Origin of the sequence: Caballeronia sp. LZ065, assembly GCF_031450975.1 — a bacterium.
Taxonomy (GTDB): Bacteria; Pseudomonadota; Gammaproteobacteria; order Burkholderiales; family Burkholderiaceae; genus Caballeronia.
The window spans coordinates 2,821,914-2,844,011 of sequence record NZ_JARUXV010000001.1 but is presented as its reverse complement, the minus strand read 5'-3'; the positions used below and the strand labels follow the sequence as shown (position 1 = coordinate 2,844,011).

Sequence of the window (22,098 nt, the reverse complement as noted above, 5' to 3'; positions counted from 1 at the left end):
GGCCGGACATCCAGGGCCCCGCGAAGTTCGCGGGGCCTTTTTCATTTGATGTGCAGCAATTGTGCATCGGCAGGATTCATCCAAGCCAGTGACCGGCAGCGCCTGGTCGCGGCACAATAGCTCGAATTACACGGGACGGAGCAACGCATGAAGTTCATTGACGAAGCGAGGATCGAAGTCATCGCCGGCGACGGAGGAGATGGCAGCGCGTCGATGCGCCGCGAGAAGTTCGTTCCGTTCGGCGGGCCGGACGGCGGCGACGGCGGCCGCGGCGGCAGCGTCTACGCGGTCGCGGACCGCAACATCAACACGCTGATCGACTACCGGTTCGCGAAGAAACACCAGGCGCGCAACGGCGAGAACGGCCGCGGCGCCGACTGCTACGGCAAGGGCGGCGACGACATCACGTTGCGCATGCCGGTCGGCACCATCATCACGGATCAGGAAACGGGCGAACTGATCGCCGACCTGACCGAACACAATCAGCAAGTGCTCGTCGGCCAAGGCGGCGCGGGCGGCCTCGGCAACCTGCATTTCAAGTCGAGCACGAACCGCGCGCCGCGGCAGAAGACCGAAGGCAAGCCGGGCGAACGCCGCATGCTCAAGCTCGAACTGAAAGTGCTCGCCGACGTCGGCCTGCTCGGCATGCCGAACGCGGGCAAGTCCACGTTCATTTCGTCGGTGTCGAACGCGCGGCCGAAGATCGCCGACTATCCGTTCACGACGCTCGCGCCGAACCTCGGCGTGGTGCGCGTCGGGCCGAGCAAGAGCTTCGTGATCGCCGACATCCCCGGCCTGATCGAAGGCGCGGCGGAAGGCGCGGGCTTGGGCCATCGCTTCCTGCGGCACTTGCAGCGCACCGGCGTGCTGTTGCATCTGGTCGACATGGCGCCGTTCGACGAAAACGTCGATCCGGTGGCCGAAGCGAAGGCGATCGTCAACGAGCTGCGCAAGTACGACGAGCAGCTCTTTGAAAAGACGCGCTGGCTCGTGCTGAACAAGCTCGACATGGTGCCGGAAGACGAGCGCGAAGCGCGCGTGAAAGACTTCGTCGAACGCTTCGAGTGGGACGGTCCCGTGTTCGAGATCTCGGCGCTGACAGGCCAGGGCTGTGAAGCGCTGACCTACGCGGTCTTCGACTACATCTCGCAGCACTCGGATGCGTCGCGCGCGGCGGAAGAGGAAGATCTCGCCGCCGACGTCCGTTTCCGCGACGATCAGGCCAGCAAAGAGTAACGAACGAGCTTCAAAGAACGAGCGTCAAGAACACGTCTTCCGAGGGAGAAAGCGCACGATGCGTTCAGTCATCGCCGCAGCGAAGCGAATCGTAGTGAAAGTCGGGTCCAGCCTCGTCACCAACGACGGGCGCGGGCTCGATCATGCGGCCATCGGCCGCTGGGCGGCGCAGATCGCGGCGCTGCGCGAACAGGGCAAGGAAGTCGTGCTCGTGAGTTCGGGCGCGATCGCGGAAGGCATTCACCGGCTCGGCTGGAGCAAGCGGCCGCGCGAGATCGACGAATTGCAGGCGGCGGCGGCCGTCGGACAGATGGGGCTGGCGCAGGTGTACGAGAGCAGCTTCGGCGCGCACGGCATTCGCACCGCGCAGATCCTGCTCACGCATGCCGACCTGGCCGACCGCGAACGCTATCTCAACGCCCGTTCGACGCTGCTCACGCTGCTGCGGCTGGGCGCGATGCCGATCATCAACGAGAACGACACCGTCATCACCGATGAAATCAAGTTCGGCGACAACGACACGCTCGGCGCGCTGGTGGCGAATCTGATCGAAGGCGATGCGCTCGTGATTCTCACGGATCAACGCGGCCTGTTCACGGCGGATCCGCGCAAGGATGCCAGCGCGACGCTCGTCGAGCAGGCCGATGCCGGCACGCCCGAGCTCGAGCAAATGGCGGGCGGCGCCGGTTCGAGCCTCGGTCGCGGCGGCATGCTGACCAAGATCCTGGCGGCGAAGCGCGCGGCGCACAGCGGCGCGAACACGGTGATCGCGAGCGGCCGTGAGGCCGACGTGCTGACGCGGCTTGCGTCGGGCGAGCTGATCGGCACGCAGTTGATCGCGCGTACGGCGCGCATGGCGGCGCGCAAGCAGTGGATGGCGGATCACCTTCAGGTGCGCGGCCACGTCGTGATCGATGCGGGCGCCGTGAACAAGCTCACGGCCGACGGCAAGAGCCTGTTGCCGATTGGCGTGATCGACGTGAAGGGCGCTTTCGCCCGTGGCGAGGTGATTGCGTGCGTCGACGATCAGGGCCGCGAAGTGGCGCGTGGCATCACAAACTACAGCAGTTCCGAAGCGCGGCTGATTCATCGGCGGCCGAGCGGAGAGATCGAGAGCGTGCTGGGATACATGCTGGAGCCCGAGCTGATCCATCGCGACAACCTGGTGCTCGTCTGACGCCAATTCATCAAGATCGCAGCCGTAAAAAGCCCGCCAGACCGCAAGGTCCGCGGGCTTTTTCATGCGTGGCCGCAGTAATCAGCGCGTGTTGATCGAACGCTGCGTGCGCTTGTACTGGATGTTTTCCACGATCTGGTTGGCCGTGCCGACCACCAGCTTGCTCGTGCAGAAATAGTCTTGATAGAGCGCGGCCTGATAGGCGTTCAGTTCGCCATTCTCGATGCGTTTGAAGTCGAACGCGGCGCCTTGGTCCCAGCCGTTCTGATCGTCATTGATGCTGGCATAACGGCGCCATTCGTAGGTGTCGCAGCGGATGCCTTCATAGTTGACGTTGCGCGCCCCCGCGGGACTCGTCACCACGACCACATAGCGCACGACGCCATCATTGCCGACCGTCAGCGTGGATTTGTCGACGGCAAAGTTGAGCGGCGTGTTCTGCGAGACGTTGAAGGGCAGCAGATTCGCTTCCTTCGGCAGCGGCGGCATCGTGTCGATCTTGTCTTCGGCCCAGGTGGTCTTGCGGTCGAGCAGATAGGTGAAGACGCCGTCATCCTGATTCGTCGGCGTCTTGGAGCTTGAGCAGCCGGCGAGCACGGCGAGTGCGGCCGTGGATGCCGCGAGCAACGCGAGTGAAGCAGAGACTTTCAATTGGATTTCCCGGAAACATGCGCGCGGGCTTCGGGCATCCGCCCGGCGCTAGAGGCCGCTAAAGGCGAAATGGAAACAACAGCCCGGCGAGTGTATCGCCGGGCTGCCGCTTCACGTCATGCCGAGTGTCAAAGTATGCGAAGAACCGAGAACCTGAAACAACGGAACTCAGTCGCACGGTGAGCGCTGCTGCACGATCACCGAGACTTCTTCACTGACCGTGCATTCTGCCTGAACTGCCGCGCCGGAGGCAGTTACCGCAGGTGCTTCGATCGTTATCGTCTGGAGCACGCGCGGGTAGCGCGCCCCATGATGCGCGGCTCGCTCGCCGCGTTCGCCGCGGGAGTTGGTACGCCGCAGGAAGCGGGACAGCTCGTTGAGAGCCAGTTGATAAACGTCGCGCTTGAACTCGATGACCGCATCCAGCGGTACCCAATACTCGTTCCAGCGCCAGGCATCGAATTCCGGATGGTCCGTCGCACGCAGGCAGATGTCGCAATCGCGGCCCACCATGCGCAGCAGAAACCAGATCTGTTTCTGACCGCGATAATGTCCGCGCACCTCGCGCTTGATGAACTTGTCCGGCACCTCATAACGCAGCCAGTCACGGGTGCGACCCATGACCTTCACGTGTTCAGGAAGCAAACCGGTTTCTTCGTGTAACTCCCGATACATCGCTTGCACGGGGGTCTCGCCGTATTTGATACCCCCTTGCGGAAACTGCCAGGAATGTTCACGCAGTCGCTTACCCCAAAACACTTCGTTGTGCGCGTTCAAGAGGATGATGCCGACGTTCGGGCGAAAGCCTTCACGATCCAGCATACAACCACCTTCGAATCCTTTAAAATTGCTTTGATTATAAACAGTTAACGGGCCTGGCGCACCGGCAGGAACCCCAATTCAGGGCACGAATCCGGCGCCGCGCCTGCCATGCTTCGCCTGACGCTTTACCAGACAACCCGGATGGCGGCAAAATCTTCACTTCTGTGACAGGCGAGTGGCCGGCGCAAGACTCACACTCCGGCCCCATGCAACGCCGTCCAGCGTTTTCGTTGTTCACCCTCGTTTCGCCTGCTCCGGCGCTCACCAGCAGCGCAGCACGCGCCGCTTTTGGAAAAATTGAATGAAAGCATCCCGTTTCTTCATCGGCACTCTCAAGGAAGCTCCCGCCGACGCCGAGATCGTCAGCCACAAGCTGATGATGCGCGCCGGCATGATCCGCCGCGTCGCGGGCGGTATCTACGACTACATGCCGATCGGCCTGCGTTCGGTGCGCAAGGTCGAGGCCATCGTGCGTGAAGAGATGAACCGCGCGGGCGCGCTCGAGCTGCTGATGCCCGCCGTGCAGCCCGCCGAACTCTGGCAGGAATCGAAGCGCTGGGAACAGTACGGTCCGGAACTGCTCCGTTTCAAGGATCGCCACGAACGCGACTTCGTGATGGGCCCGACGCACGAGGAAGTCGTGACGGACATCGCGCGCCGCGATATCAAGAGCTATCGCCAGTTGCCGGTGAACTTCTACCAGATCCAGACCAAGTTTCGCGACGAGATCCGTCCGCGCTTCGGCGTGATGCGCGGCCGCGAGTTCATCATGAAGGACGCGTATTCCTTCGATAAGGACCTTGCCGGCCTCGCCGAGTCGTATCGCAAGATGTACGACGCCTACGTGCGCATCTTCACGCGCATCGGCCTGGAGTTCCGCGCGGTGGCGGCGGACAACGGTTCGATCGGCGGCAGCGGTTCGCACGAGTTCCACGTGATCGCCGAAACGGGCGAGGACGACATCGCCTATAACCCGGCTTCCGAGTTCGCGGCGAATGTCGAGGCAGCGGAAGGGCTGCCGCTGATCGCGCAGCGCGCCGCGCCGACGGAAGAACTGAAGAAGACGCCGACGCCGGGCGCCGCCAAGTGCGAGGCCGTCGCGCAGCTGCTGAACATTCCGCTCGAGAAGACCATCAAGTCGATCATTCTCGCGACGGAAAACGAAGGCGCTGAACCCACCATCTGGCTGCTGATGCTGCGTGGCGATCACTCGCTCAACGACATCAAGACCAACAAGCTGCCGGGCCTCAAGGAATACCGCTTCGCGACCGAAGCCGAGATCGTCGAATGGTTCGGCACGCCGCCGGGCTACCTCGGTCCGCTCAACCCGAAGAAGCCCGTGCGCGTGATCGCCGACCGCACGGTCGCGAACATGAGCGACTTTGTCGTCGGCACGAACGAAGTGGATTTCCACACGACCGGCGTGAACTGGGGCCGCGATCTGCCCGAACCCGAAGTGGCGGATATCCGCAATGTCGTCGCAGGCGATCCGTCGCCGGATGGCAAGGGCACGCTCGACATCTGCCGCGGCATCGAAGTGGGCCACGTGTTCCAGCTCGGCACGAAGTATTCGGAAGCAATGGGCGCCACCTTCCTCGACGAAAACGGCAAGCCCGCGCCGATGCAGATGGGCTGCTATGGCATCGGCGTGACGCGCGTGCTGGGCGCGGCGATCGAACAGAACTTCGACGAGCGCGGCATCATCTGGCCGGAAGCCATCGCGCCGTTCGAAGTGGTGATCTGCCCAATGGGCTATGACCGCAGCGACGCTGTCCGCGAGCAGGCCGACGCACTGTATGCGAACCTGCAAGAAGCCGGCATCGACGTGATTCTCGACGATCGCGGCGAGCGTCCGGGCGTGATGTTCGCCGACTGGGAACTGATCGGCGTGCCGCATCGCATCGTGATCGGCGACCGCGGGCTCAAGGAAGGCAAGCTCGAGTACCAGGGCCGTCGCGATACCGAAGCCACGCTGCTGCCGGTCGAGGAAGCGGCGGCCGTCGTGACGGGCAAGGTCCGGGCCGCGCTCGGGAAGTAATGCAATACAACTTCCTGTCGGCGACGATCTTGTTGCTGCTGATCACCGATCCGCTCGGCAACATTCCGATCTTCATCAACGCGCTGCGCGGCGTCGCGAAGGAGCGGCGCCGCGTGGTCGTGCTGCGGGAAGTGGCGATTGCGTTCGTGATCCTGCTGGTGTTCATGCTGGCCGGCGACCGCTTTTTGCGCGCGATGAACCTCACGGACGTTTCGTTGCGCATCGCCGGCGGCATCGTGCTGTTCCTGATCGCGCTGCGGATGATCTTTCCGCATCCGGACGGCGCGATGGGCGGCGATTCGCGCGGCGGCGAGCCGCTCATCGTGCCGCTGGCCATTCCGGCGCTGGCGGGGCCTTCAGCGCTCGCAACGGTGATGCTGCTGACCTCGCAGGCGCCCGGCAAGATGTTCGAGTGGATTGGCGCGCTGACGGTGACGATGCTCGTCTGCGCAGTCGTGCTGATCCTCGCGGAGAAAATCCAGCAATGGCTCGGCGAGCGCGTGGTGACGGCGTTCGAGCGATTGATGGGGCTCGTGCTGGTGGCGATTTCCGTCGAAATGATGCTCACTGGCATACGCACTTTCGTACATCAGCTGTAAAAAATCAGCTGTAAAAAAAGCGGCCGAGGCCGCTTTTTTTTTAATTGGCAACGAAGACGCCTCACGCGCCCTCGGTCAGCGCGCGGATGGTCGGCAGGTTGCGCCAGTAGCCCTTGGCATCCATGCCGCAGCCGAACACATAGCGGTCCGGCACTTCGAAGCCGCAGAAATCCGGACGCAGCGGCTTGGCCTTCGGAATGATCTTCTCGCACAGCACCGCTGAAAGAAACGTCTTCGCGCCCATCGCCATGATGCGGTCGCGGATGGCGGCCATGGTCTCGCCTTCGTCGAGGATGTCGTCGAGCACGAGCACCGTGCGATCCTTCACCGATTCCGCCGGCGCCACGCGCCATTGCATCTCGCTGCCGCCCTTGATGGCATTGCGATAACGCGTCAGGTGGATGTAATCGAACTCGAGCGGGAAATCCAGATGCGGCAGCAGCATGCCGGTGAACACGGCCGCGCCGCCCATGACCGACAGCACCAGCGGGAAGTCGTCTTGCGTCGCCGCCTTGATGGCCGTGGCCATCTTGCCGATCGAGGCGTTGACTTCAGCGGCCGTCACGATCTCTTCGGAATGGCTGAAAATATGCAGGGCTTCTTCGCGATTCATAGGGCAAGCGGGGGAAAGGCAGACTTCTTAGTGTGGAAAAAAACGGCGGCGTTCGCCACATGATAAACCCGCGCCTTGTGCCGCGTCGGACGAGCGCAGCGCGGGTTCAAGGAAGCGAAGATCAGCGCATGCCCGGCATCATGCCCTTCATGCCGCGCATCATCTTCTGCAGGTTGCCGCCCTTCAGCTTCTTCATCATCCCGCGCATCTGCTCATACTGATTGAGCATGCGGTTGACTTCCTGCACGTGCACACCCGCGCCCGCCGCGATCCGGCGCTTGCGCGCGGCCTTGATGAGTTCGGGCTTGGCGCGTTCCTGGCGCGTCATCGAATTGATGATGCCTTCCATGCGGCGCATCTGCTTCTCGGCGTTGTTCATGTCCGCGCCTTGGGCGGCCTGCTGGAACTGCGCGGGCAGCTTGTCCATCAGCGACGACAGTCCGCCCATCTTTTTCATCTGCGAGAGCTGGGCCTTGAAGTCGTTCAGGTCGAAGTCGCCGCCTTTCTTGACCTTGTCGGCGAGCTTCTGCGCGGCGGCGGTATCCACGCCGCGCTGCGCCTCCTCGACCAGCGCGAGAATGTCGCCCATGCCGAGGATCCGGTTCGCCATGCGGTCCGGATGGAAGACTTCGAGGCCGTCGAGCTTTTCAGCGACGCCGACGAACTTGATCGGCTTGCCGGTGACGTTGCGCACGGAGAGCGCCGCGCCGCCGCGCGAATCGCCGTCGAGCTTGGTGAGCACGACGCCGGTGAGCGGCAGCGCGTCATTGAAGGCCTTCGCGGTGTTGACGGCATCCTGACCCAGCATGGCGTCGACGACGAACAGCGTCTCGGCGGGCTTGAGCAGCTCGTGTAGTTCGCTGATCTCCTTCATCATGGCTTCGTCGATGCCGAGGCGGCCGGCCGTATCGACGATCACGACATCATGAAAGTGACGCTTCGCCCAATCGATGGCCGCGCGCGCGATATCCGCGGGCTTCTGGTCGGGTTCGGACGGGAAGAAATCCGCGCCGACCTGCTCGGTCACCGTCTGCAACTGACGGATGGCGGCGGGACGATAGACGTCGACGGAAACGGTGAGGACTTTCTTCTTCTGCTTCTCGCGCAGCAGCTTGGCGAGCTTGCCGGTGGTGGTGGTCTTGCCGGCGCCCTGGAGACCGGCCATCAGGATGACGGCGGGCGGCGTGACAGCGAGATTCAGTTCGGCGGCCTTGCCTTCATAATCGCCGCCGATCACGGCCGTCAGTTCCTTCTGGACGACGCCGACGAGCGCCTGTCCCGGCGACAGGCTCGACAGCACTTCCTCGCCGAGCGCCTTCTCCTTCACCTTCGCGATGAATTCGCGCACCACCGGCAACGCCACGTCCGCTTCGAGCAGGGCGAGGCGCACCTCGCGCAGCATCTCCTGGGTGTTGGCTTCGGTGAGGCGGGCCTCGCCGCGCAGCGTCTTGACGACGCGCGCCATCCGTTGAGTGAGGTTATCGAGCATGGGGGAACGGTAGGAAAGGGGCCTTTTTCGGCGCGGTGTCGTACGCCGGTTCAGGTTCCGCCCCGCGCTGGCGCAAGGGGCAAAACGTCGTGACTCGGGGCCCTAGTGTAAACTTCGAACATGGATATTGTACTGTATGCCCTCACTGCGCTTCTCTACGGCGGCCTTGCCGTGGCGGGCTGGCGCGCGCATCGCCACCCGGCCGTGGAGCCGGCGCTGGCAGGCATGCCGCCGGCGGGATTCGGGGCGGCGGTGCGGTCCCCGTTGCCGTCTTCTGTCCCGGCTGCGACACAGTCGAAAGCGTCCGGTATGAGCGGCGTCGGACGCTCACTATTATTAGTGGCGTTGCTGGTGCATGGCGTGCTGCTGCATACCACCATCTTTCCCCAGAACGCGATGATCTTCGGCTTCGCGTTCGCGCTCTCCGCGATGTTCTGGCTCGGCGCGGGCATTTACTGGATCGAAAGCTTCTTCTTCCCGCTCGACGGCCTGCGCCTGCTCGTGCTGCCGCTCGCGTGTGTCGCGTCGCTGATGCCGCTGCTGTTCGGCGGCGTGCGCGTGCTGTCGTATTCCGCCGCGCCGATGTTCAAGGTGCATTTCCTGATCGCCAACATTGCCTACGGGCTGTTCGCCATCGCCGCGCTGCACGCTGTGTTGATGCTGATGCTCGAACGCCGCCTGCAGCGCATGCGCGGGATGGCCTCGCGTCACACCGGCAACGGCTGGCTCGCGAGCTGGCTCGATACGCTGCCACCGCTCCTGACGCTCGAGAAGCTGTTGTTCCGGCTGATCGCGGCAGGCTTCGTGCTGCTCACGCTCACCCTCGTGTCGGGCATCGCGTTCAATGAACAACTGGTCGATCGCGCGCTGCGCCTCGATCACAAGACCGTGTTCGCGTTTCTCTCGTGGCTGATGTTCGGCGCGCTGCTGACCGCGCGCCGCATCTCCGGCTGGCGCGGACGCGCCGCGTTGCGCTGGGTGCTGGCGTCGTTCGCCGCGCTGCTGCTCGCTTATGTCGGCAGCCGCTTCGTGTTCGAAGTGCTGCTGCATCGCGCAGTGGTCTGAGCGGCGCGCTCTTCTTCCTGATCGTACTCATGCGAAATTTCCTGCTTCTCATCGTCCTCTTCTTCGCGAGCCAGTGGCTCCTGAAGAAGCTGCGCCGCGCGAACGAGCGCGCGCAGCAGGGCGAGTCCCAAGCCGGCGGCGCTACCGCAGGCGGGTTCAACGGCGCGGGCCGCGCACGTCATGGCAACGGCAACGGCAACGGCAATGGGACGGCCGGCGCGACCAGCCAGCCGCCGCAACTCGCCGATCCCTTGATTCGCTGCGCGCAATGCGGCGTCCACACGCCGCGCAGCGAAGCGATTGTCGTCGCGGGCGAGCGCTTCTGTTGCCCGGATCACGCGCGCGCCCACGCCAACCGTCCGACCGGCCGCGACGCCCGATGAGCACAGGCAGCAGCAGCACGGACCCGGCGCACATCGACGGGCAGGGCTGGCTCACGCGCGCGCGACGCCTGCCGTCGCCCAACTTCGAGGCGCGTCCGGGCAACGCGGCGCCGACGCTCATCGTCGTGCACAACATCAGCCTGCCGCCCGATGATTTCACGACGAACGCCATCGCCGACTTCTTCCTCAACCAGCTCGATCACGACGCGCATCCGTACTTCGATCAGCTGCGCGGCATGCGCGTGTCGGCGCACTTCGTCATTCGCCGCAACGGTGACATCGAACAGTTCGTTTCCTGCGACGAACGCGCGTGGCATGCGGGCGTTTCATCGTTTCGCGGACGCGAGCGCTGCAATGATTTTTCCATCGGCATCGAGCTGGAGGGCAGCGACCGACTGCCCTTCGAGAGCCCGCAGTACGACGCGCTCGGCCCGCTCGTGCGCCTGCTCGTGAAGCGCTATCCGATCGACGCGCTCGCCGGGCACTCCGACATCGCGCCGGGACGCAAGACCGATCCCGGCCCGCACTTCGACTGGCCGCGCCTGCGTCACGACAGCGCGTTGCCGGCGTCCTTCTTCCCGTTCCTGCCGCGCGACTGAGCCGGGTTGCTGACATCGAGCAAGATTTTTCTCGTTGCGACGCAGCAAGGAGGCGCGCGATACCTTTGCCGCGCTTGAGGCGGAAAAAGTCAATCCCAAACAAGCAGAAAAAAGTTTTTGAGACTGCGCGGATGCCCACTATACTTGGTGCCGACAGACGTAATTTGCACTAGATCTTGTGTTGTTGAAGCGGCGCCCGCTCCTTGAGCCGGCGCCGTTGGCTTTCCGGCGTAGAAGAAGTTTGGCTGGCCCGGGGCGGTGCGCGAGGCGGTTTCTTTGCAGGCAGGAAGAGGCTGCGCGAGCATCGAGCGCCAGCAAGCAGCACCGTGAAGAAGCATGCAAGGGAGGGCGGGTTGCGTCGACCAACACCGCGCGCCAACGCGGGCACCGCATGGACGCCAAGAACAATGCGGGCCGGCATCGCCGCGAATCGCGTTCCAGAGCCTGCTGCATTCACAGCCCGGCTTGACCGACAAAACACCGCGCGCCGCATGACCACCCATGACGCACGCGCGGCATAAGTGATAAATCCGCGGACCATCCGCACCATTCGAACACCAGGAGTTTTGCACATGCAAACCACCGACACCGCCACGACTTCCTTCGAAGGCGCCTCCACCCAGCCGATGGGCGGCGCGCAGCCCGTGAGCGCCCAGGCGCTCGCGCCGAACACGACGTTCGCCGACTACAAGGTCATCCGTCGCAACGGAAGCGTGGTGTCGTTCGAGCCGTCGAAGATCGCGATCGCGGTGACGAAGGCGTTCATCGCCGTGAACGGCGGCCAGGGCGCCGCCTCCGCGCGCGTGCGCGAGCTCGTCGAGCAACTGACCCAGGCGGTCGTGCGCGCGCTCGTGCGCAGCCGTCCGCATGGCGGCACGTTCCATATCGAAGACATTCAGGATCAGGTCGAACTCGCGCTGATGCGCGGCGGCGAGCACAACGTTGCGCGTGCTTACGTGCTGTATCGCGAGAAGCGCACGCAGCAGCGTTCGCAGGAACGCTCGGCGAACCCGGACGCGCAGGCGCATGAGGGCGGCGTCATCAACGTGACCGACAACGGCGTGTCGCATCCGCTGGATCTCGACGCGCTGAAGGCGCTGATCGCCTCCGCCTGCGCGAATCTGGGCGACGCCGTGTCGGCCGACCCGATCCTCGCGGAAACGGTGAAGAACCTGTACGACGGCGTGCCGATGGCGCAGGTCTACGACTCGGCGATCCTCGCCGCGCGCACGATGATCGAAAAGGACCCGGCCTACAGCCAGGTCACCGCCCGCATCCTGCTGCACACGATCCGCCGCGAAATCCTCGAAGAGGAAGTGACGCAAGCCGACATGGGCGAGCGTTACGCCGAATACTTCCCGCTGTTCATCAAGCGCGGCATCGAAGCCGGCCTGCTGGACGACAAGCTGCAACAGTTCGACCTGAAGCGCCTCGGCGCCGCGCTCGACCAGAACCGCGACCTGCAATTCGGCTACCTCGGCCTGCAGACGCTGTACGACCGCTACTTCCTGCACGTCGAAGGCACGCGTATCGAACTGCCGCAGGCATTCTTCATGCGCGTCGCGATGGGCCTGTCGCTCAACGAAATCGACCGCGAAGCGCGCGCCATCGAGTTCTACAACGTGCTCTCGTCGTTCGACTTCATGTCGTCCACGCCGACGCTGTTCAACTCGGGTACGCACCGCTCGCAGCTGTCGTCCTGCTACCTGACGACCGTCGCCGACGACCTCGACGGCATCTACGAGGCGCTCAAGGAAAACGCGCTGCTCTCGAAGTTCGCGGGCGGCTTGGGCAACGACTGGACGCGCGTGCGCGCGCTCGGTTCGCACATCAAGGGCACGAACGGCAAGTCGCAGGGCGTGGTGCCGTTCCTGAAGGTGGTGAACGACACGGCCGTGGCCGTGAACCAGGGCGGCAAGCGCAAGGGCGCGGTGTGCGCGTACCTGGAGACGTGGCACCTCGACATCGAGGAATTCCTCGAACTGCGCAAGAACACTGGCGACGACCGCCGCCGCACCCACGACATGAACACGGCGAACTGGATTCCCGACCTGTTCATGAAGCGCGTGATGGAAGGCGGCGACTGGACGCTGTTCTCGCCGTCCACCTGCCCGGACCTGCACGACCTGTTCGGCGCGGACTTTGAAAAGGCGTACACGGCTTACGAAGAGAAAGCCGCGCGCGGCGAGATCAAGCTGTTCAAGAAGCTTCCGGCGGCGCAGCTCTGGCGCAAGATGCTGGGCATGCTGTTCGAGACCGGCCATCCGTGGATCACGTTCAAGGATCCGTGCAATGTGCGCTCGCCGCAACAGCACGTCGGCGTCGTGCATTCGTCGAACCTGTGCACGGAAATCACGCTGAACACGAGCGACACGGAAATCGCCGTCTGCAACCTGGGCTCGGTGAACCTCGTCGCGCACATGGTCAAGCAGGCCGACGGCAGCTACGCGCTCGACCAGGCGAAGCTCAAGCGCACCATCAGCGTCGCGATGCGCATGCTCGACAACGTGATCGACATCAACTATTACGCGGTGCCGAAGGCGCGTAACTCGAACCTGAAGCATCGTCCGGTCGGCATGGGCATCATGGGCTTCCAGGACTGCCTGCACCTGCTGCGCACGCCGTACGCGTCGGCTGAAGCCGTGCAGTTCGCGGATCGCTCGATGGAAGCCGTCTGCTACTACGCCTACTACGCGTCGACGGAACTGGCGGAAGAGCGCGGCCGTTACGCGACCTATCGCGGCTCGCTGTGGGATCGCGGCATTCTCCCGCAGGACTCGCTGAAGCTTCTGGCCGACGCGCGTGGCGGCTACGTGGAAGTGGATGCGTCGGAATCGATGGACTGGGTGGAACTGCGTTCGCGCATCTCGACCCACGGCATGCGCAACTCGAACTGCGTGGCGATTGCGCCGACGGCGACCATCTCGAACATCATCGGCGTGTCGGCGTGCATCGAGCCGACCTTCCAGAACCTGTACGTGAAGTCGAACCTGTCGGGCGAATTCACGGTGGTGAACGACTACCTCGTCCGCGACCTGAAGACGCGCGGCCTGTGGGACGAAGTGATGGTGTCGGATCTGAAGTACTTCGACGGCAAGCTGTCACGCATCGACCGCGTTCCGGCGGACCTGCGCGCGATCTACGCAACGGCCTTCGAAGTCGATCCGAAGTGGCTGGTCGAGGCGGCGTCGCGTCGTCAGAAGTGGATCGACCAGGCGCAGTCGCTCAACATCTACATGGCAGGCGCGTCAGGCAAGAAGCTCGACGAGGTCTACAAGCTCGCTTGGGTTCGCGGCCTCAAGACCACGTACTACCTCCGCACGATGGCGGCCACGCACGTCGAGAAGTCGACGGTCGCGCACGGCGCGCTGAACGCGGTGCCGTCGGGCGACGGCGGTAACGGCCCCTCGGGTGCGAATGGCGGCTTCGGCGGCGGCGTGAAGGGCGGTGCATCGGCGGCGGGCAACGGCGGCTTCAACGCGGCGGCAGCGAGCGCGCAGGCCGTCGAGACGGCCCCGGAAGCGGACGGTCCCGTGTGCATGATGCGTCCGGGCGACCCGGGCTTCGACGAGTGCGAAGCCTGCCAGTAAGCGCAGGTTGAGCCGGTCGGGCGGGCCGGCATCGGAGCAGCGTTTCGCTCCGGTGCCGGCCCGTTTGTTTTGCGGCGCTGTACGGCGCGGGTCAGGGTGATTGCGGGCGCGGTGAGACGGCGGGGAAGCGTGCGAGGGCGTGGGGCGCGACGGCAGAGGGCGCTGCGGCCAAGGTCGAGCAGGTGAAGGGCGCGAAGGCGAAGGGCGCGAAGGCGGAGGGCGCGAAGGCGAAGGAAACGACGACGAAAGACGCGAAGGCGAAGGCGAAGGCGAAGGCGAAGGCGAAGGCGAAGGCTATGGCGGCGGCGGGCACGAAGGCGAAGGGCACGAAGGCGAGGACCACGGCGGCGAAGAACGCGAAGCCCACGACGCCGACTGCCACGAGAGCGAACGACACGAGAGCGAAGGTACAAACATCAGCGCCACGCTGACTGACGACGCAGGACCCCGCCCTCCGCAGCCCACCCGCGCTCAGCGGTGATCCCAACGCTCAGCCGCGCGTACCCCGCGAAATCTCAGTACCCGCGTCGTGCGCGAGGCGCGCGGTGATCGGCATCGAGAAGAAAGAGAACAGGCCGACGACGAGAAACGCCGGCCAGAAATCCGACCATTGCACGGTGGCATGGCCGTTCAGGTATTGCGACAACTCCAGCGTGATGCCCGCGACCGTCACGCCGAGCCCCAGCGACACCTGCTGCACAAAGCTCGCGAGGCTGGTCGCACGGCCGACGTCGCGCGTCTCGATCTCCGCGTAGGCGAGCGAGTTGAGGCTCGTGAACTGCAACGCGGGGAAGAAGCCGCCGAGCAGCACGACCGCCCAGATCACCCAGGCAGGCGTGCCGGGGAAGAACGCACCGCATGCCGCGATCGCGATGCCCGACAGCGCCGCGTTATAGAACAGCGTCTGCCGGAAGCCGAAGCGATGCAGCACGCGCGAGGCGAGCGAGCGCATGAACATGCCGCCGAACGCCGATGCACAGGTGATCGCGCCGGACTTGAAGGCGGTCATGCCGAGGCCTTCCTGCAACGCAAGCGGCAGCAGGAACGGCACGGCGCCCAGGCCGATGCGGAACATCGAGCCGCCGAGCACGCTGGCCTGGAAGGTCGGCACGCGGAAGAAGCGCAGGTCGAGCAGCGGTTTGTCGGCGCGGCGCGCGTGGATGCAGTACAGCACCACCAGCAGCGCGCCGGCGGCGCACATCGCCCAGGCGGTGCCTTGCGGAATCAGTTCGCCGCCGAGGAGCGAGAGTCCGAGCAGCAGCAGCACGCCGGCGCTTCCCGAAAGGAAGAAGCCGAACCAGTCGAGCCGGCCTGGATGTTCCTCGCGTGAGTTGGCGATATGACGATTCGTGAGCCAGATGCCGAGGATGCCGATCGGGATGTTGATGAAGAAGATGAGACGCCAGTGCAGGTAGGTCGTGATGAAGCCGCCGAGCAGCGGTCCGATGGCAGGCCCGAGCATGGCGGGCAGCGAGAGGTAGTTCATCGCGCGGATGAACTCGGAGCGGCGCACCGAACGGAAGATGATGATGCGGCCGACCGGGACCATCATCGCGCCGCCGACGCCCTGGATGAAGCGCGCCACCGTGAACGGTCCGAGCGACGTGGACGCCGCGCACAGCAGCGAGCCCACGACGAAGATGCCGATGGCGGTGCGGAACACGACCCGCGCGCCGAAGCGGTCAGCAACCCAGCCGCAGATCGGGATGAAGACACCGAGACCGAGCACGTAGCTCGTGACGGCAACTTTGAGCGTGACGGGATCGCGGCCGAAGGCGCGGGCCATCTCGGGGATCGCGGTGACGATGACATTGGCGTCGACGCTTTCCATGAACATCGCACACGCGACGATGAGAGGGGCAACGAAAGCTTTGACGGCAAGCGGCATGGCGAATCGCGATCAACTCTTGGCGGCAAGAGCGGCGATTATGGCACCGATATGGAGCAGTCGCTGAAGGATTGCGGTGCGCAACGTGGCGCGAAGAACATTGCTCAGGACGTGAGGACGAGATGGAACCGGAAGATCTGCAACGACTCGTGTCAATGAAGATGCCCTATGGCAAGTACAAGGATCGCGTCATCGCCGACCTGCCCGCGCACTATCTCGCATGGTTCGCGCGTGAGGGTTTTCCAGAGGGCAAGCTCGGCAGGCTGCTCGCGTTGATGCATGAGATCGACCATAACAACCTGCGTTCGCTGCTCGATCCCTTGCGTGGCGGGAAGGGCTGAGAGCGGGGAATCGACGTGTTTCGGGTCGCTGTGTTAACGCGCTATAGGTTGTGTCGGTCTATTTTACAGCCACAATATATGGTGGAAATGCGGGGCGTCGGATGCTAGACTTTGGCAACGAATTCGAAGCGCGCAAGCGGTCGTGCAGCACACATCAGCAGGCTGCCACGAGCATGGTTCGAGCGAAGCGAAGGCGTGGCGCGAAGGGTGTGCGATGACACGCAACGGAGGTCATCGAAGCGCGCGAGTGAGAGGCAAGAACACGTGGTGCGAGTCATCGTTCGAGCACATCGCGAAGCAGTCGCTCTTCACGCATCTTTCGCTTCGCATCGAGTGTCGTCGAGAGACATCGTCGATGCATGAAGCGAGCGACGCTTCGCTGCATCGATCATCGGACGCGCTGCATGTCGCGATGCTCGCGTCACAGCGAGTGACACAGCAGCCAGCATGACTCGGCTGCGTTGGGTACCCAAGCCGCAAAGCCTTATACATCAAGGTTCTCAAGGCAGCGAGACAAGCTGCATGAAGCACGCTGCAGTAACCTCGCGAGGTCTTCGACGTCACTCGATCAGGATCGCTTCACACACGTTTGAACGGATATCGCATCGGGCTTCAAACACATCACGCTCTGTCGAGTGTTGTTTGCAAGTAGCAACGTGGAATCCAAATCGCAAGAAAACGAGATTTTTCATGAGCAAACTCTTTTAACGCTCAGAAAAAGATGGTACAAACCGATCTAAATTGATGGTGAGAATTTATGCTCAACTGGGATGACGAGACCACTGCCGTAGCTCCCTCGAGCGCTCCGCAACCGAACGCGTTGCGTAACGCTCAAGGCACGACTTTCGGTACGCAAGCTGCAACGCATGTTGCGCATGCTCATCAAGCCACTCATCAAGCTGCGCAAGCGAGCACGACCAACATCTTCTCCGACGGCTTCGTTCCGCCCGCAGCCGCCACGCCTTCGGCCGGCGCCATCGCCGCGCAGAGCGAGGCCCGCGTCAACGTCGCCGACAAGCGCATCATCAACGGCCAGACCGACGTCAATCAGCTCGTGCCGTTCAAGTACAAGTGGGCCTGGGAAAAGTATCTCGCTGGCTGCGCGAACCACTGGATGCCGCAGGAAGTGAACATGTCGCGCGACATCGCCCTGTGGAAAGACCCGAACGGTCTGTCAGACGACGAGCGCCGCGTCGTCAAGCGCAATCTCGGATTCTTCGTAACCGCGGATTCGCTGGCAGCGAACAACATCGTGCTGGGCACGTACCGTCACATCACCGCTCCGGAGTGCCGCCAGTTCCTGCTGCGCCAGGCATTCGAAGAGGCGATCCACACGCACGCATACCAGTACATCGTCGAATCGCTGGGCCTCGACGAGAGCGAGATCTTCAACGCGTATCACGAAGTGAAGTCGATCCGCGACAAGGACGAGTTCCTCATTCCGTTCATCCAGACGCTGACCGATCCGGCCTTCACGACCGGCACGCTGGAAGCGGACCAGAAATTGCTGAAGTCGTTGATCGTGTTTGCCTGCATCATGGAAGGGCTGTTCTTCTATGTGGGCTTCACGCAGATTCTGGCGCTGGGTCGCCAGAACAAGATGACGGGCGCGGCGGAGCAGTATCAGTACATCCTTCGCGACGAGTCGATGCACTGCAACTTCGGCATCGACCTCATCAACCAGATCAAGCTGGAAGAGCCGCAACTGTGGACCGCCGAATTCAAGGCCGAGATCCGCGAGCTCTTCAAGCAGGCGGTGGAACTTGAATATCGCTACGCAGAAGACACCATGCCGCGCGGGGTGCTCGGCCTGAATGCGGCGATGTTCAAGAGCTACCTGCGGTTCATCTGCAACCGGCGTTGCCAGCAGATCGGACTGGACCCGCTCTTCCCGAACGAGGAAAACCCGTTCCCGTGGATGAGCGAAATGATCGACTTGAAGAAGGAACGCAACTTCTTCGAGACACGCGTGATTGAGTATCAAACCGGCGGCGCGCTGACCTGGGAATAATAAAAATCCAGGACGTGTTGCAGACGAAATCGATGGGATGGCCGGGCAGCAGCGTGTCGCTCACGCGCGCCCGGACCAACAAGGTTTAGGAGAACGGTCGCCTGATGCAATGTGCGCCTAGCAATTCAACGCGCCGATTATCGGCCCGAACAGAAGACAGGCGTTGTGCATTCCCTGCAAAGGGATGGGCAAACTTCCCCCCGGAATATGCCAGCGGCAGGCCCGCTGGCTCGATCAAGCGATGGCCGGCGCCACGAAGACGTGGTGCCGACTCAATTTGGCGCGCGGTGCCTTGGGGCACGGCGCGCCTTGCCGTATTCATTAGCGTAAGCAGGTGGGATCAGCGTACGCCGATGAATAATCCGCTTCGTAGCGTGCGCTGTCGAGAAAGGCGACACGTGGGAAGCGGGTTTTGACGAAGGGTGTTGTTTGAACTGACTCTCATCTGAAAACCTGAAGGAGTAAACCATGGCACTTGCCAAGAAAAAGCCCGCCGCTAAAAAGGCTGCAGCAAAGAAGGTCACCGCCAAGAAGGCCGCTCCGGCTAAGAAGGTCGCAGCTAAGAAGGTCGCAGCCAAGAAGGTCGCTGTGAAGAAGGTCGCTGTGAAGAAGGTCGCGGCCAAGAAAGTCGCAACCAAGAAAGTCGCAGCCAAGAAAGTAGCGGCGAAGAAGGTCGCAACGAAGAAGGTCGCGGCCAAGAAGGTTGCAGCGAAGAAGGTTGCAGCCAAGAAGGTTGCAGCCAAGAAGGCGCCCGCGAAGAAGGCCGCAGCGAAGAAGGTTGCAGCCAAGAAAGTAGCAGCCAAGAAGGCGCCCGCGAAAAAGGCCGCAGCGAAGAAGGTCGCAGCCAAGAAGGTAGCGGCCAAGAAGGCGCCCGCGAAGAAGGCTGCCGCGAAGAAGGCGCCTGCGAAGAAGGCCGCAGCGAAGAAGGCCGCTGCGAAAAAGGCTCCCGCGAAAAAGGCTGCTGCGAAGACCGCAGCCCCTGCGCCTGCTGCTGCGCCCGCTGCGAAAAAGGCCCCCGCGAAAAAAGCTCCGGCCAAGAAAGCCGCTGCTGCGAAGAAGACCACGGCTGCCGCTCCTGCCACGACGGCAACGACCGTTTCGGCGCCTGCTCCGGCTCCGGCCGCAGCGGTCAAGACGGCGTTGAACCCGGCAGCAGCATGGCCGTTCCCGACGGGCAGCCGTCCGTAAGTTCGCGTAGCAGGCCGCAATCCGGCACATTGCGATGTGCCTTGAGTCCGGGTAATGCTACCCGGACTGAACCCGCCGTCCGGAGCAACCCGGCGGCGGGTTTTTCATTCTTTTATTCGTATGGCGGGAACGCGCAGTGATGATTGCGCCAAGTCAGTCGAATCGAAAAACTCACTGCGCGCGGGCAAAGAAAAAAGCGCATGCATCGTTCGATGCATGCGCTCAATCAGTCCTGTCGCGCCGGGATGTGCCTCAGCGGCTCAGCGTCGTAGTGTCTTAGTGTGTGACGCGCGTCACGCCGCCGCTCGACAACAGACGCACCCGCTCGCCTGCCTGGAAGACTTCGCCGCTGGCGGTCTGCGTGATGGCGCGGAGGTCGCCGTTGTCGAGACGCACGGTGATCTCAAGGCCGTTCTTGGTGGCTACGTTGTTCTCCACCGCGTTGCCCGCGACCGCGCCCGCCAGGCCGCCGATGATGCCCGCGATGATCGAGCCGTTGCCGCCGCCGATCGCACTGGCCGCCGCGACGCCGCCCAGCGCGCCGCCGCCAATGGCGCCCAGGCCGCTCGGCTGGCCGTTGTTCGAGCTGATCTTCACGCCCCGCACGCTTTCGACGGTGGCCATGCGGACCGTCTCCTCGCGCTGCGCCTGCGACGACGTGTAGACGTCCGGCGAACTGCTGTTAGAGGCGCAGCCGGTCATCGCCACTGAGCCGATGAGCGCCGCCGCCAGCACGACACGACTTACCGTTTTCATACCCTTGCTCCAAATCAGTTACAACAGGCTGTTTCCAAATGCCTGCTGGTAGCGTGCTTCAATCTCGGCGCGCGTGGGCGCGTAAGTCTGCGGCCCCTGATGCTCGATTTTCAGCGCGCCCATCAGGCTCGCGAGACGCCCGGTCTTTTCCCATCCAAGCTCATTCTCAATGCCGTAGAGCAGGCCGCCGCGGAACGCGTCACCGCAACCGGTGGGATCGACCACTTGCTGCGCCTGCACCACAGGTACTTCAAGCACGCCGTCCGCGTGATAGATCTGCGCGCCGTGTTCGCCCCGCGTAATCACGAGCGCCTTCACGCGGCTCATGATGTCTTCAATCGACCATCCGGTCTTGTTACTCAACAGCTTGGCTTCGTAATCGTTGACCGCCACGTAGGTGGCAAGTTCAATCATGCGACAAAGCTCCACACCTTCAAGGATAGGCAATCCCTGACCCGGATCGAAGACGAACGGGACGTTCGCTTTGGCGAAACCTTCGGCGTGCTCGCGCATACCTTGTGCCCCGTCCGGCGCGACGATGCCGAGCGAGACGCCGCGCGCTTCTTCGGTGCGGTTGAGGTGTGATTCCATCATCGCGCCCGGATGGAATGCGGTGATCTGGTTGTTCGCGAGGTCGGTGGTGATGAAGCACTGCGCCGAGTGCTGGTCGGGCAGCACGCGCACGTATTCCTTCGACAAACCGAGCGCGTCGAGCCGATCGATGTACAACTGCGCATCCGCTTCGCCCAGCGTGGCCATGATCTTCGCGTCGCCGCCCAGCAGCTTCAACGCGTAGGCGATGTTGCCCGCGCAGCCGCCGAAGTTGCGGCGCATCGTCGGCACCAGGAAGCTGATGTTCAGCATGTGTACCTGGTCCGGCAGGATGTGGTCGCCGAAGCGGCCCTGGAAGGTCATGATGTTGTCGTAGGCGAGCGAGCCGCAGATGAGCGTAGCCAAGGCGAACGTCCTTATTGTTGGAAGCCGGAAGAGGGAAAAGCGCAAGCGCATGCGGGGCGCGACGGCGCTTTGCATCGCGCCTCGCATGCGCGCGGGCCGCGCAGTGCGGCCCGCGTTTCGGAATTACTTCAGTGCAGCAAGCGCGGCGTCGTAATTCGGCTCTTCCTTGATTTCAGGGACGAGTTGCGAATGCAGCACCGCGTTGTTTTCGTCGAGCACGACGACCGCGCGCGCCGTCAGGCCGCGCAGCGGGCCGCTCGTGATATCGACGCCGTAGGACTGCGCAAATTCATGGCCGCGGAACGTCGATGCCGACACGACGTTCTCGAGCCCTTCGGTCGTGCAGAAGCGCTTCATGGCGAAGGGCAGGTCGCCCGACACCACCACGACCACCGTGTTGTCCAGCTTGCTGGCGGCTTCGTTGAACTTGCGCGTGGAGGTGGCGCAGGTCGGCGTGTCGAGGCTCGGCACGATGTTCAGCACTTTGCGCTTGCCGGCGAAGCTGGCGAGCTTGACGTCGCCGAGATCCGTGCCGACCAGCGTGAACTCGCTGGCCTGCTGGCCTTTGCCCGGGAACGTGCCGCCTACGTCGATGGGATTGCCGCCGAGGGTAACTTGACTCATGTTGCGCTCCAGAGAATTGTCAGATGCTGACGGGAAAACCGCGCGTGCGCGAACCGCGAAGGCCGTGACGC

General features: G+C 63.4%; 20 protein-coding genes and 1 pseudogene. 12 read left to right on the top strand and 9 right to left on the bottom strand.

Features of this window, described 5'->3' with window-relative positions; translation table 11 throughout:
• Positions 1-147: 147 nt before the first annotated feature.
• Both cgtA and proB read left to right on the top strand, forming a co-directional pair.
• Positions 148-1,236, top strand: a complete 1,089-nt coding sequence (gene cgtA, locus QCE63_RS13135) for an Obg family GTPase CgtA (protein WP_309833403.1) — start codon at positions 148-150, stop codon at positions 1,234-1,236.
• 58 nt (positions 1,237-1,294) lie between these two features.
• Positions 1,295-2,413: a glutamate 5-kinase gene (gene proB / locus QCE63_RS13130; RefSeq protein WP_309833402.1), complete on the top strand. Its 1,119-nt coding sequence runs from the start codon at positions 1,295-1,297 to the stop codon at positions 2,411-2,413.
• An 81-nt stretch (positions 2,414-2,494) separates the two neighbouring features.
• Here the strand turns inward: proB and QCE63_RS13125 are convergent, their stop codons facing one another.
• Positions 2,495-3,064, bottom strand: coding sequence for a CNP1-like family protein (locus QCE63_RS13125; protein WP_309833400.1), 570 nt, complete (start codon positions 3,062-3,064; stop codon positions 2,495-2,497).
• Between the two features lie 168 nt (positions 3,065-3,232).
• Positions 3,233-3,886, bottom strand: a complete 654-nt coding sequence (locus QCE63_RS13120) for an RNA pyrophosphohydrolase (RefSeq protein WP_309833399.1) — start codon at positions 3,884-3,886, stop codon at positions 3,233-3,235.
• Positions 3,887-4,187: 301 nt separating this feature from the next.
• On the opposite strand from QCE63_RS13120, the gene QCE63_RS13115 reads away from it, so the two are divergent.
• Both QCE63_RS13115 and QCE63_RS13110 read left to right on the top strand, forming a co-directional pair.
• On the top strand, positions 4,188-5,924 hold the full coding sequence (locus QCE63_RS13115) for a proline--tRNA ligase (protein ID WP_309833397.1): 1,737 nt from the start codon (positions 4,188-4,190) through the stop codon (positions 5,922-5,924).
• The gene (locus tag QCE63_RS13110) at positions 5,924-6,523 is read left to right on the top strand and encodes a MarC family protein (protein WP_309833395.1); all 600 of its coding nucleotides are present in this window, start codon (positions 5,924-5,926) and stop codon (positions 6,521-6,523) included. Before QCE63_RS13115 ends, QCE63_RS13110 begins: the two co-directional genes overlap by 1 nt.
• 61 nt (positions 6,524-6,584) lie before the next feature.
• On the opposite strand, the gene QCE63_RS13105 is transcribed toward QCE63_RS13110, so the two are convergent.
• Together QCE63_RS13105 and ffh are read right to left on the bottom strand one after the other, a co-directional pair.
• Positions 6,585-7,136 carry a hypoxanthine-guanine phosphoribosyltransferase gene (locus QCE63_RS13105; RefSeq protein ID WP_309809915.1) on the bottom strand — a complete coding sequence of 184 codons (552 nt, stop codon included), beginning with the start codon at positions 7,134-7,136 and terminating at the stop codon, positions 6,585-6,587.
• Positions 7,137-7,257: 121 nt separating this feature from the next.
• Positions 7,258-8,625, bottom strand: coding sequence for a signal recognition particle protein (ffh, locus tag QCE63_RS13100; RefSeq protein ID WP_309833393.1), 1,368 nt, complete (start codon positions 8,623-8,625; stop codon positions 7,258-7,260).
• A 120-nt stretch (positions 8,626-8,745) separates the two neighbouring features.
• Here ffh and QCE63_RS13095 point away from each other — a divergent pair, with 120 nt between their 5' ends.
• The 4 genes from QCE63_RS13095 to QCE63_RS13080 all read left to right on the top strand — a co-directional run bounded on the left by QCE63_RS13095 (position 8,746) and on the right by QCE63_RS13080 (position 14,262).
• Positions 8,746-9,690 (top strand): cytochrome c biogenesis protein CcsA, encoded by a 945-nt coding sequence (locus QCE63_RS13095; protein ID WP_309833391.1) that lies wholly within the window; start codon positions 8,746-8,748, stop codon positions 9,688-9,690.
• 29 nt (positions 9,691-9,719) lie between these two features.
• Entirely contained in the window at positions 9,720-10,073 is a 354-nt protein-coding gene (locus QCE63_RS13090) for a PP0621 family protein (protein WP_309833389.1), read from the top strand.
• Entirely contained in the window at positions 10,070-10,672 is a 603-nt protein-coding gene (ampD, locus tag QCE63_RS13085) for a 1,6-anhydro-N-acetylmuramyl-L-alanine amidase AmpD (protein WP_309833387.1), read from the top strand. Before QCE63_RS13090 ends, ampD begins: the two co-directional genes overlap by 4 nt.
• Positions 10,673-11,244: 572 nt before the next feature.
• Positions 11,245-14,262 (top strand): ribonucleoside-diphosphate reductase subunit alpha, encoded by a 3,018-nt coding sequence (locus QCE63_RS13080; RefSeq protein ID WP_309833386.1) that lies wholly within the window; start codon positions 11,245-11,247, stop codon positions 14,260-14,262.
• A gap of 91 nt (positions 14,263-14,353) precedes the next feature.
• Here QCE63_RS13080 and QCE63_RS13075 read toward each other — a convergent pair whose 3' ends face one another.
• Positions 14,354-14,644: a hypothetical protein gene (locus tag QCE63_RS13075; protein ID WP_309833384.1), complete on the bottom strand. Its 291-nt coding sequence runs from the start codon at positions 14,642-14,644 to the stop codon at positions 14,354-14,356.
• 108 nt (positions 14,645-14,752) lie between these two features.
• On the bottom strand, positions 14,753-16,150 hold the full coding sequence (locus tag QCE63_RS13070) for an MFS transporter (protein ID WP_309833382.1): 1,398 nt from the start codon (positions 16,148-16,150) through the stop codon (positions 14,753-14,755).
• Positions 16,151-16,272: 122 nt separating this feature from the next.
• On the opposite strand from QCE63_RS13070, the gene QCE63_RS13065 reads away from it, so the two are divergent.
• The 4 genes and pseudogenes from QCE63_RS13065 (at position 16,273) to QCE63_RS13050 (ending at position 19,690) form a co-directional block, all read left to right on the top strand.
• The gene (locus QCE63_RS13065; RefSeq protein WP_309833381.1) at positions 16,273-16,491 is read left to right on the top strand and encodes a DUF3820 family protein; all 219 of its coding nucleotides are present in this window, start codon (positions 16,273-16,275) and stop codon (positions 16,489-16,491) included.
• Between the two features lie 757 nt (positions 16,492-17,248).
• A complete protein-coding gene (locus QCE63_RS13060; RefSeq protein ID WP_309833380.1) occupies positions 17,249-18,502 on the top strand; it encodes a ribonucleotide-diphosphate reductase subunit beta in 1,254 nt (417 codons plus the stop codon).
• Positions 18,503-18,606: 104 nt separating this feature from the next.
• Positions 18,607-18,940 (top strand): annotated as a pseudogene (locus QCE63_RS13055) (hypothetical protein).
• Positions 18,941-18,970: 30 nt separating this feature from the next.
• On the top strand, positions 18,971-19,690 hold the full coding sequence (locus QCE63_RS13050; RefSeq protein ID WP_309833379.1) for a histone H1-like DNA-binding protein: 720 nt from the start codon (positions 18,971-18,973) through the stop codon (positions 19,688-19,690).
• 276 nt (positions 19,691-19,966) lie between these two features.
• Here QCE63_RS13050 and QCE63_RS13045 read toward each other — a convergent pair whose 3' ends face one another.
• From QCE63_RS13045 to tpx, 3 genes are all read right to left on the bottom strand, one after another.
• Positions 19,967-20,446, bottom strand: coding sequence for a hypothetical protein (locus tag QCE63_RS13045; RefSeq protein WP_309833377.1), 480 nt, complete (start codon positions 20,444-20,446; stop codon positions 19,967-19,969).
• Between the two features lie 18 nt (positions 20,447-20,464).
• On the bottom strand, positions 20,465-21,403 hold the full coding sequence (locus QCE63_RS13040) for a carbohydrate kinase family protein (protein ID WP_309833376.1): 939 nt from the start codon (positions 21,401-21,403) through the stop codon (positions 20,465-20,467).
• Between the two features lie 123 nt (positions 21,404-21,526).
• Positions 21,527-22,027 (bottom strand): thiol peroxidase, encoded by a 501-nt coding sequence (gene tpx / locus QCE63_RS13035; RefSeq protein ID WP_309833375.1) that lies wholly within the window; start codon positions 22,025-22,027, stop codon positions 21,527-21,529.
• Between the last annotated feature and the right edge of the window lie 71 nt (positions 22,028-22,098).

Bases quoted from the DNA above. Each gene is read 5' to 3' on its own strand.
- cgtA (WP_309833403.1), top strand. From the start codon at position 148: ATGAAGTTCATTGACGAAGCGAGGATCGAAGTCATCGCCGGCGACGGA.
- proB (WP_309833402.1), top strand. From the start codon at position 1,295: ATGCGTTCAGTCATCGCCGCAGCGAAGCGAATCGTAGTGAAAGTCGGG.
- QCE63_RS13120 (WP_309833399.1), bottom strand. From the start codon at position 3,886: ATGCTGGATCGTGAAGGCTTTCGCCCGAACGTCGGCATCATCCTCTTG.
- QCE63_RS13115 (WP_309833397.1), top strand. From the start codon at position 4,188: ATGAAAGCATCCCGTTTCTTCATCGGCACTCTCAAGGAAGCTCCCGCC.
- QCE63_RS13110 (WP_309833395.1), top strand. From the start codon at position 5,924: ATGCAATACAACTTCCTGTCGGCGACGATCTTGTTGCTGCTGATCACC.
- QCE63_RS13105 (WP_309809915.1), bottom strand. From the start codon at position 7,136: ATGAATCGCGAAGAAGCCCTGCATATTTTCAGCCATTCCGAAGAGATC.
- ffh (WP_309833393.1), bottom strand. From the start codon at position 8,625: ATGCTCGATAACCTCACTCAACGGATGGCGCGCGTCGTCAAGACGCTG.
- QCE63_RS13095 (WP_309833391.1), top strand. From the start codon at position 8,746: ATGGATATTGTACTGTATGCCCTCACTGCGCTTCTCTACGGCGGCCTT.
- QCE63_RS13090 (WP_309833389.1), top strand. From the start codon at position 9,720: ATGCGAAATTTCCTGCTTCTCATCGTCCTCTTCTTCGCGAGCCAGTGG.
- ampD (WP_309833387.1), top strand. From the start codon at position 10,070: ATGAGCACAGGCAGCAGCAGCACGGACCCGGCGCACATCGACGGGCAG.
- QCE63_RS13080 (WP_309833386.1), top strand. From the start codon at position 11,245: ATGCAAACCACCGACACCGCCACGACTTCCTTCGAAGGCGCCTCCACC.
- QCE63_RS13070 (WP_309833382.1), bottom strand. From the start codon at position 16,150: ATGCCGCTTGCCGTCAAAGCTTTCGTTGCCCCTCTCATCGTCGCGTGT.
- QCE63_RS13065 (WP_309833381.1), top strand. From the start codon at position 16,273: ATGGAACCGGAAGATCTGCAACGACTCGTGTCAATGAAGATGCCCTAT.
- QCE63_RS13060 (WP_309833380.1), top strand. From the start codon at position 17,249: ATGCTCAACTGGGATGACGAGACCACTGCCGTAGCTCCCTCGAGCGCT.
- QCE63_RS13050 (WP_309833379.1), top strand. From the start codon at position 18,971: ATGGCACTTGCCAAGAAAAAGCCCGCCGCTAAAAAGGCTGCAGCAAAG.
- QCE63_RS13045 (WP_309833377.1), bottom strand. From the start codon at position 20,446: ATGAAAACGGTAAGTCGTGTCGTGCTGGCGGCGGCGCTCATCGGCTCA.
- tpx (WP_309833375.1), bottom strand. From the start codon at position 22,027: ATGAGTCAAGTTACCCTCGGCGGCAATCCCATCGACGTAGGCGGCACG.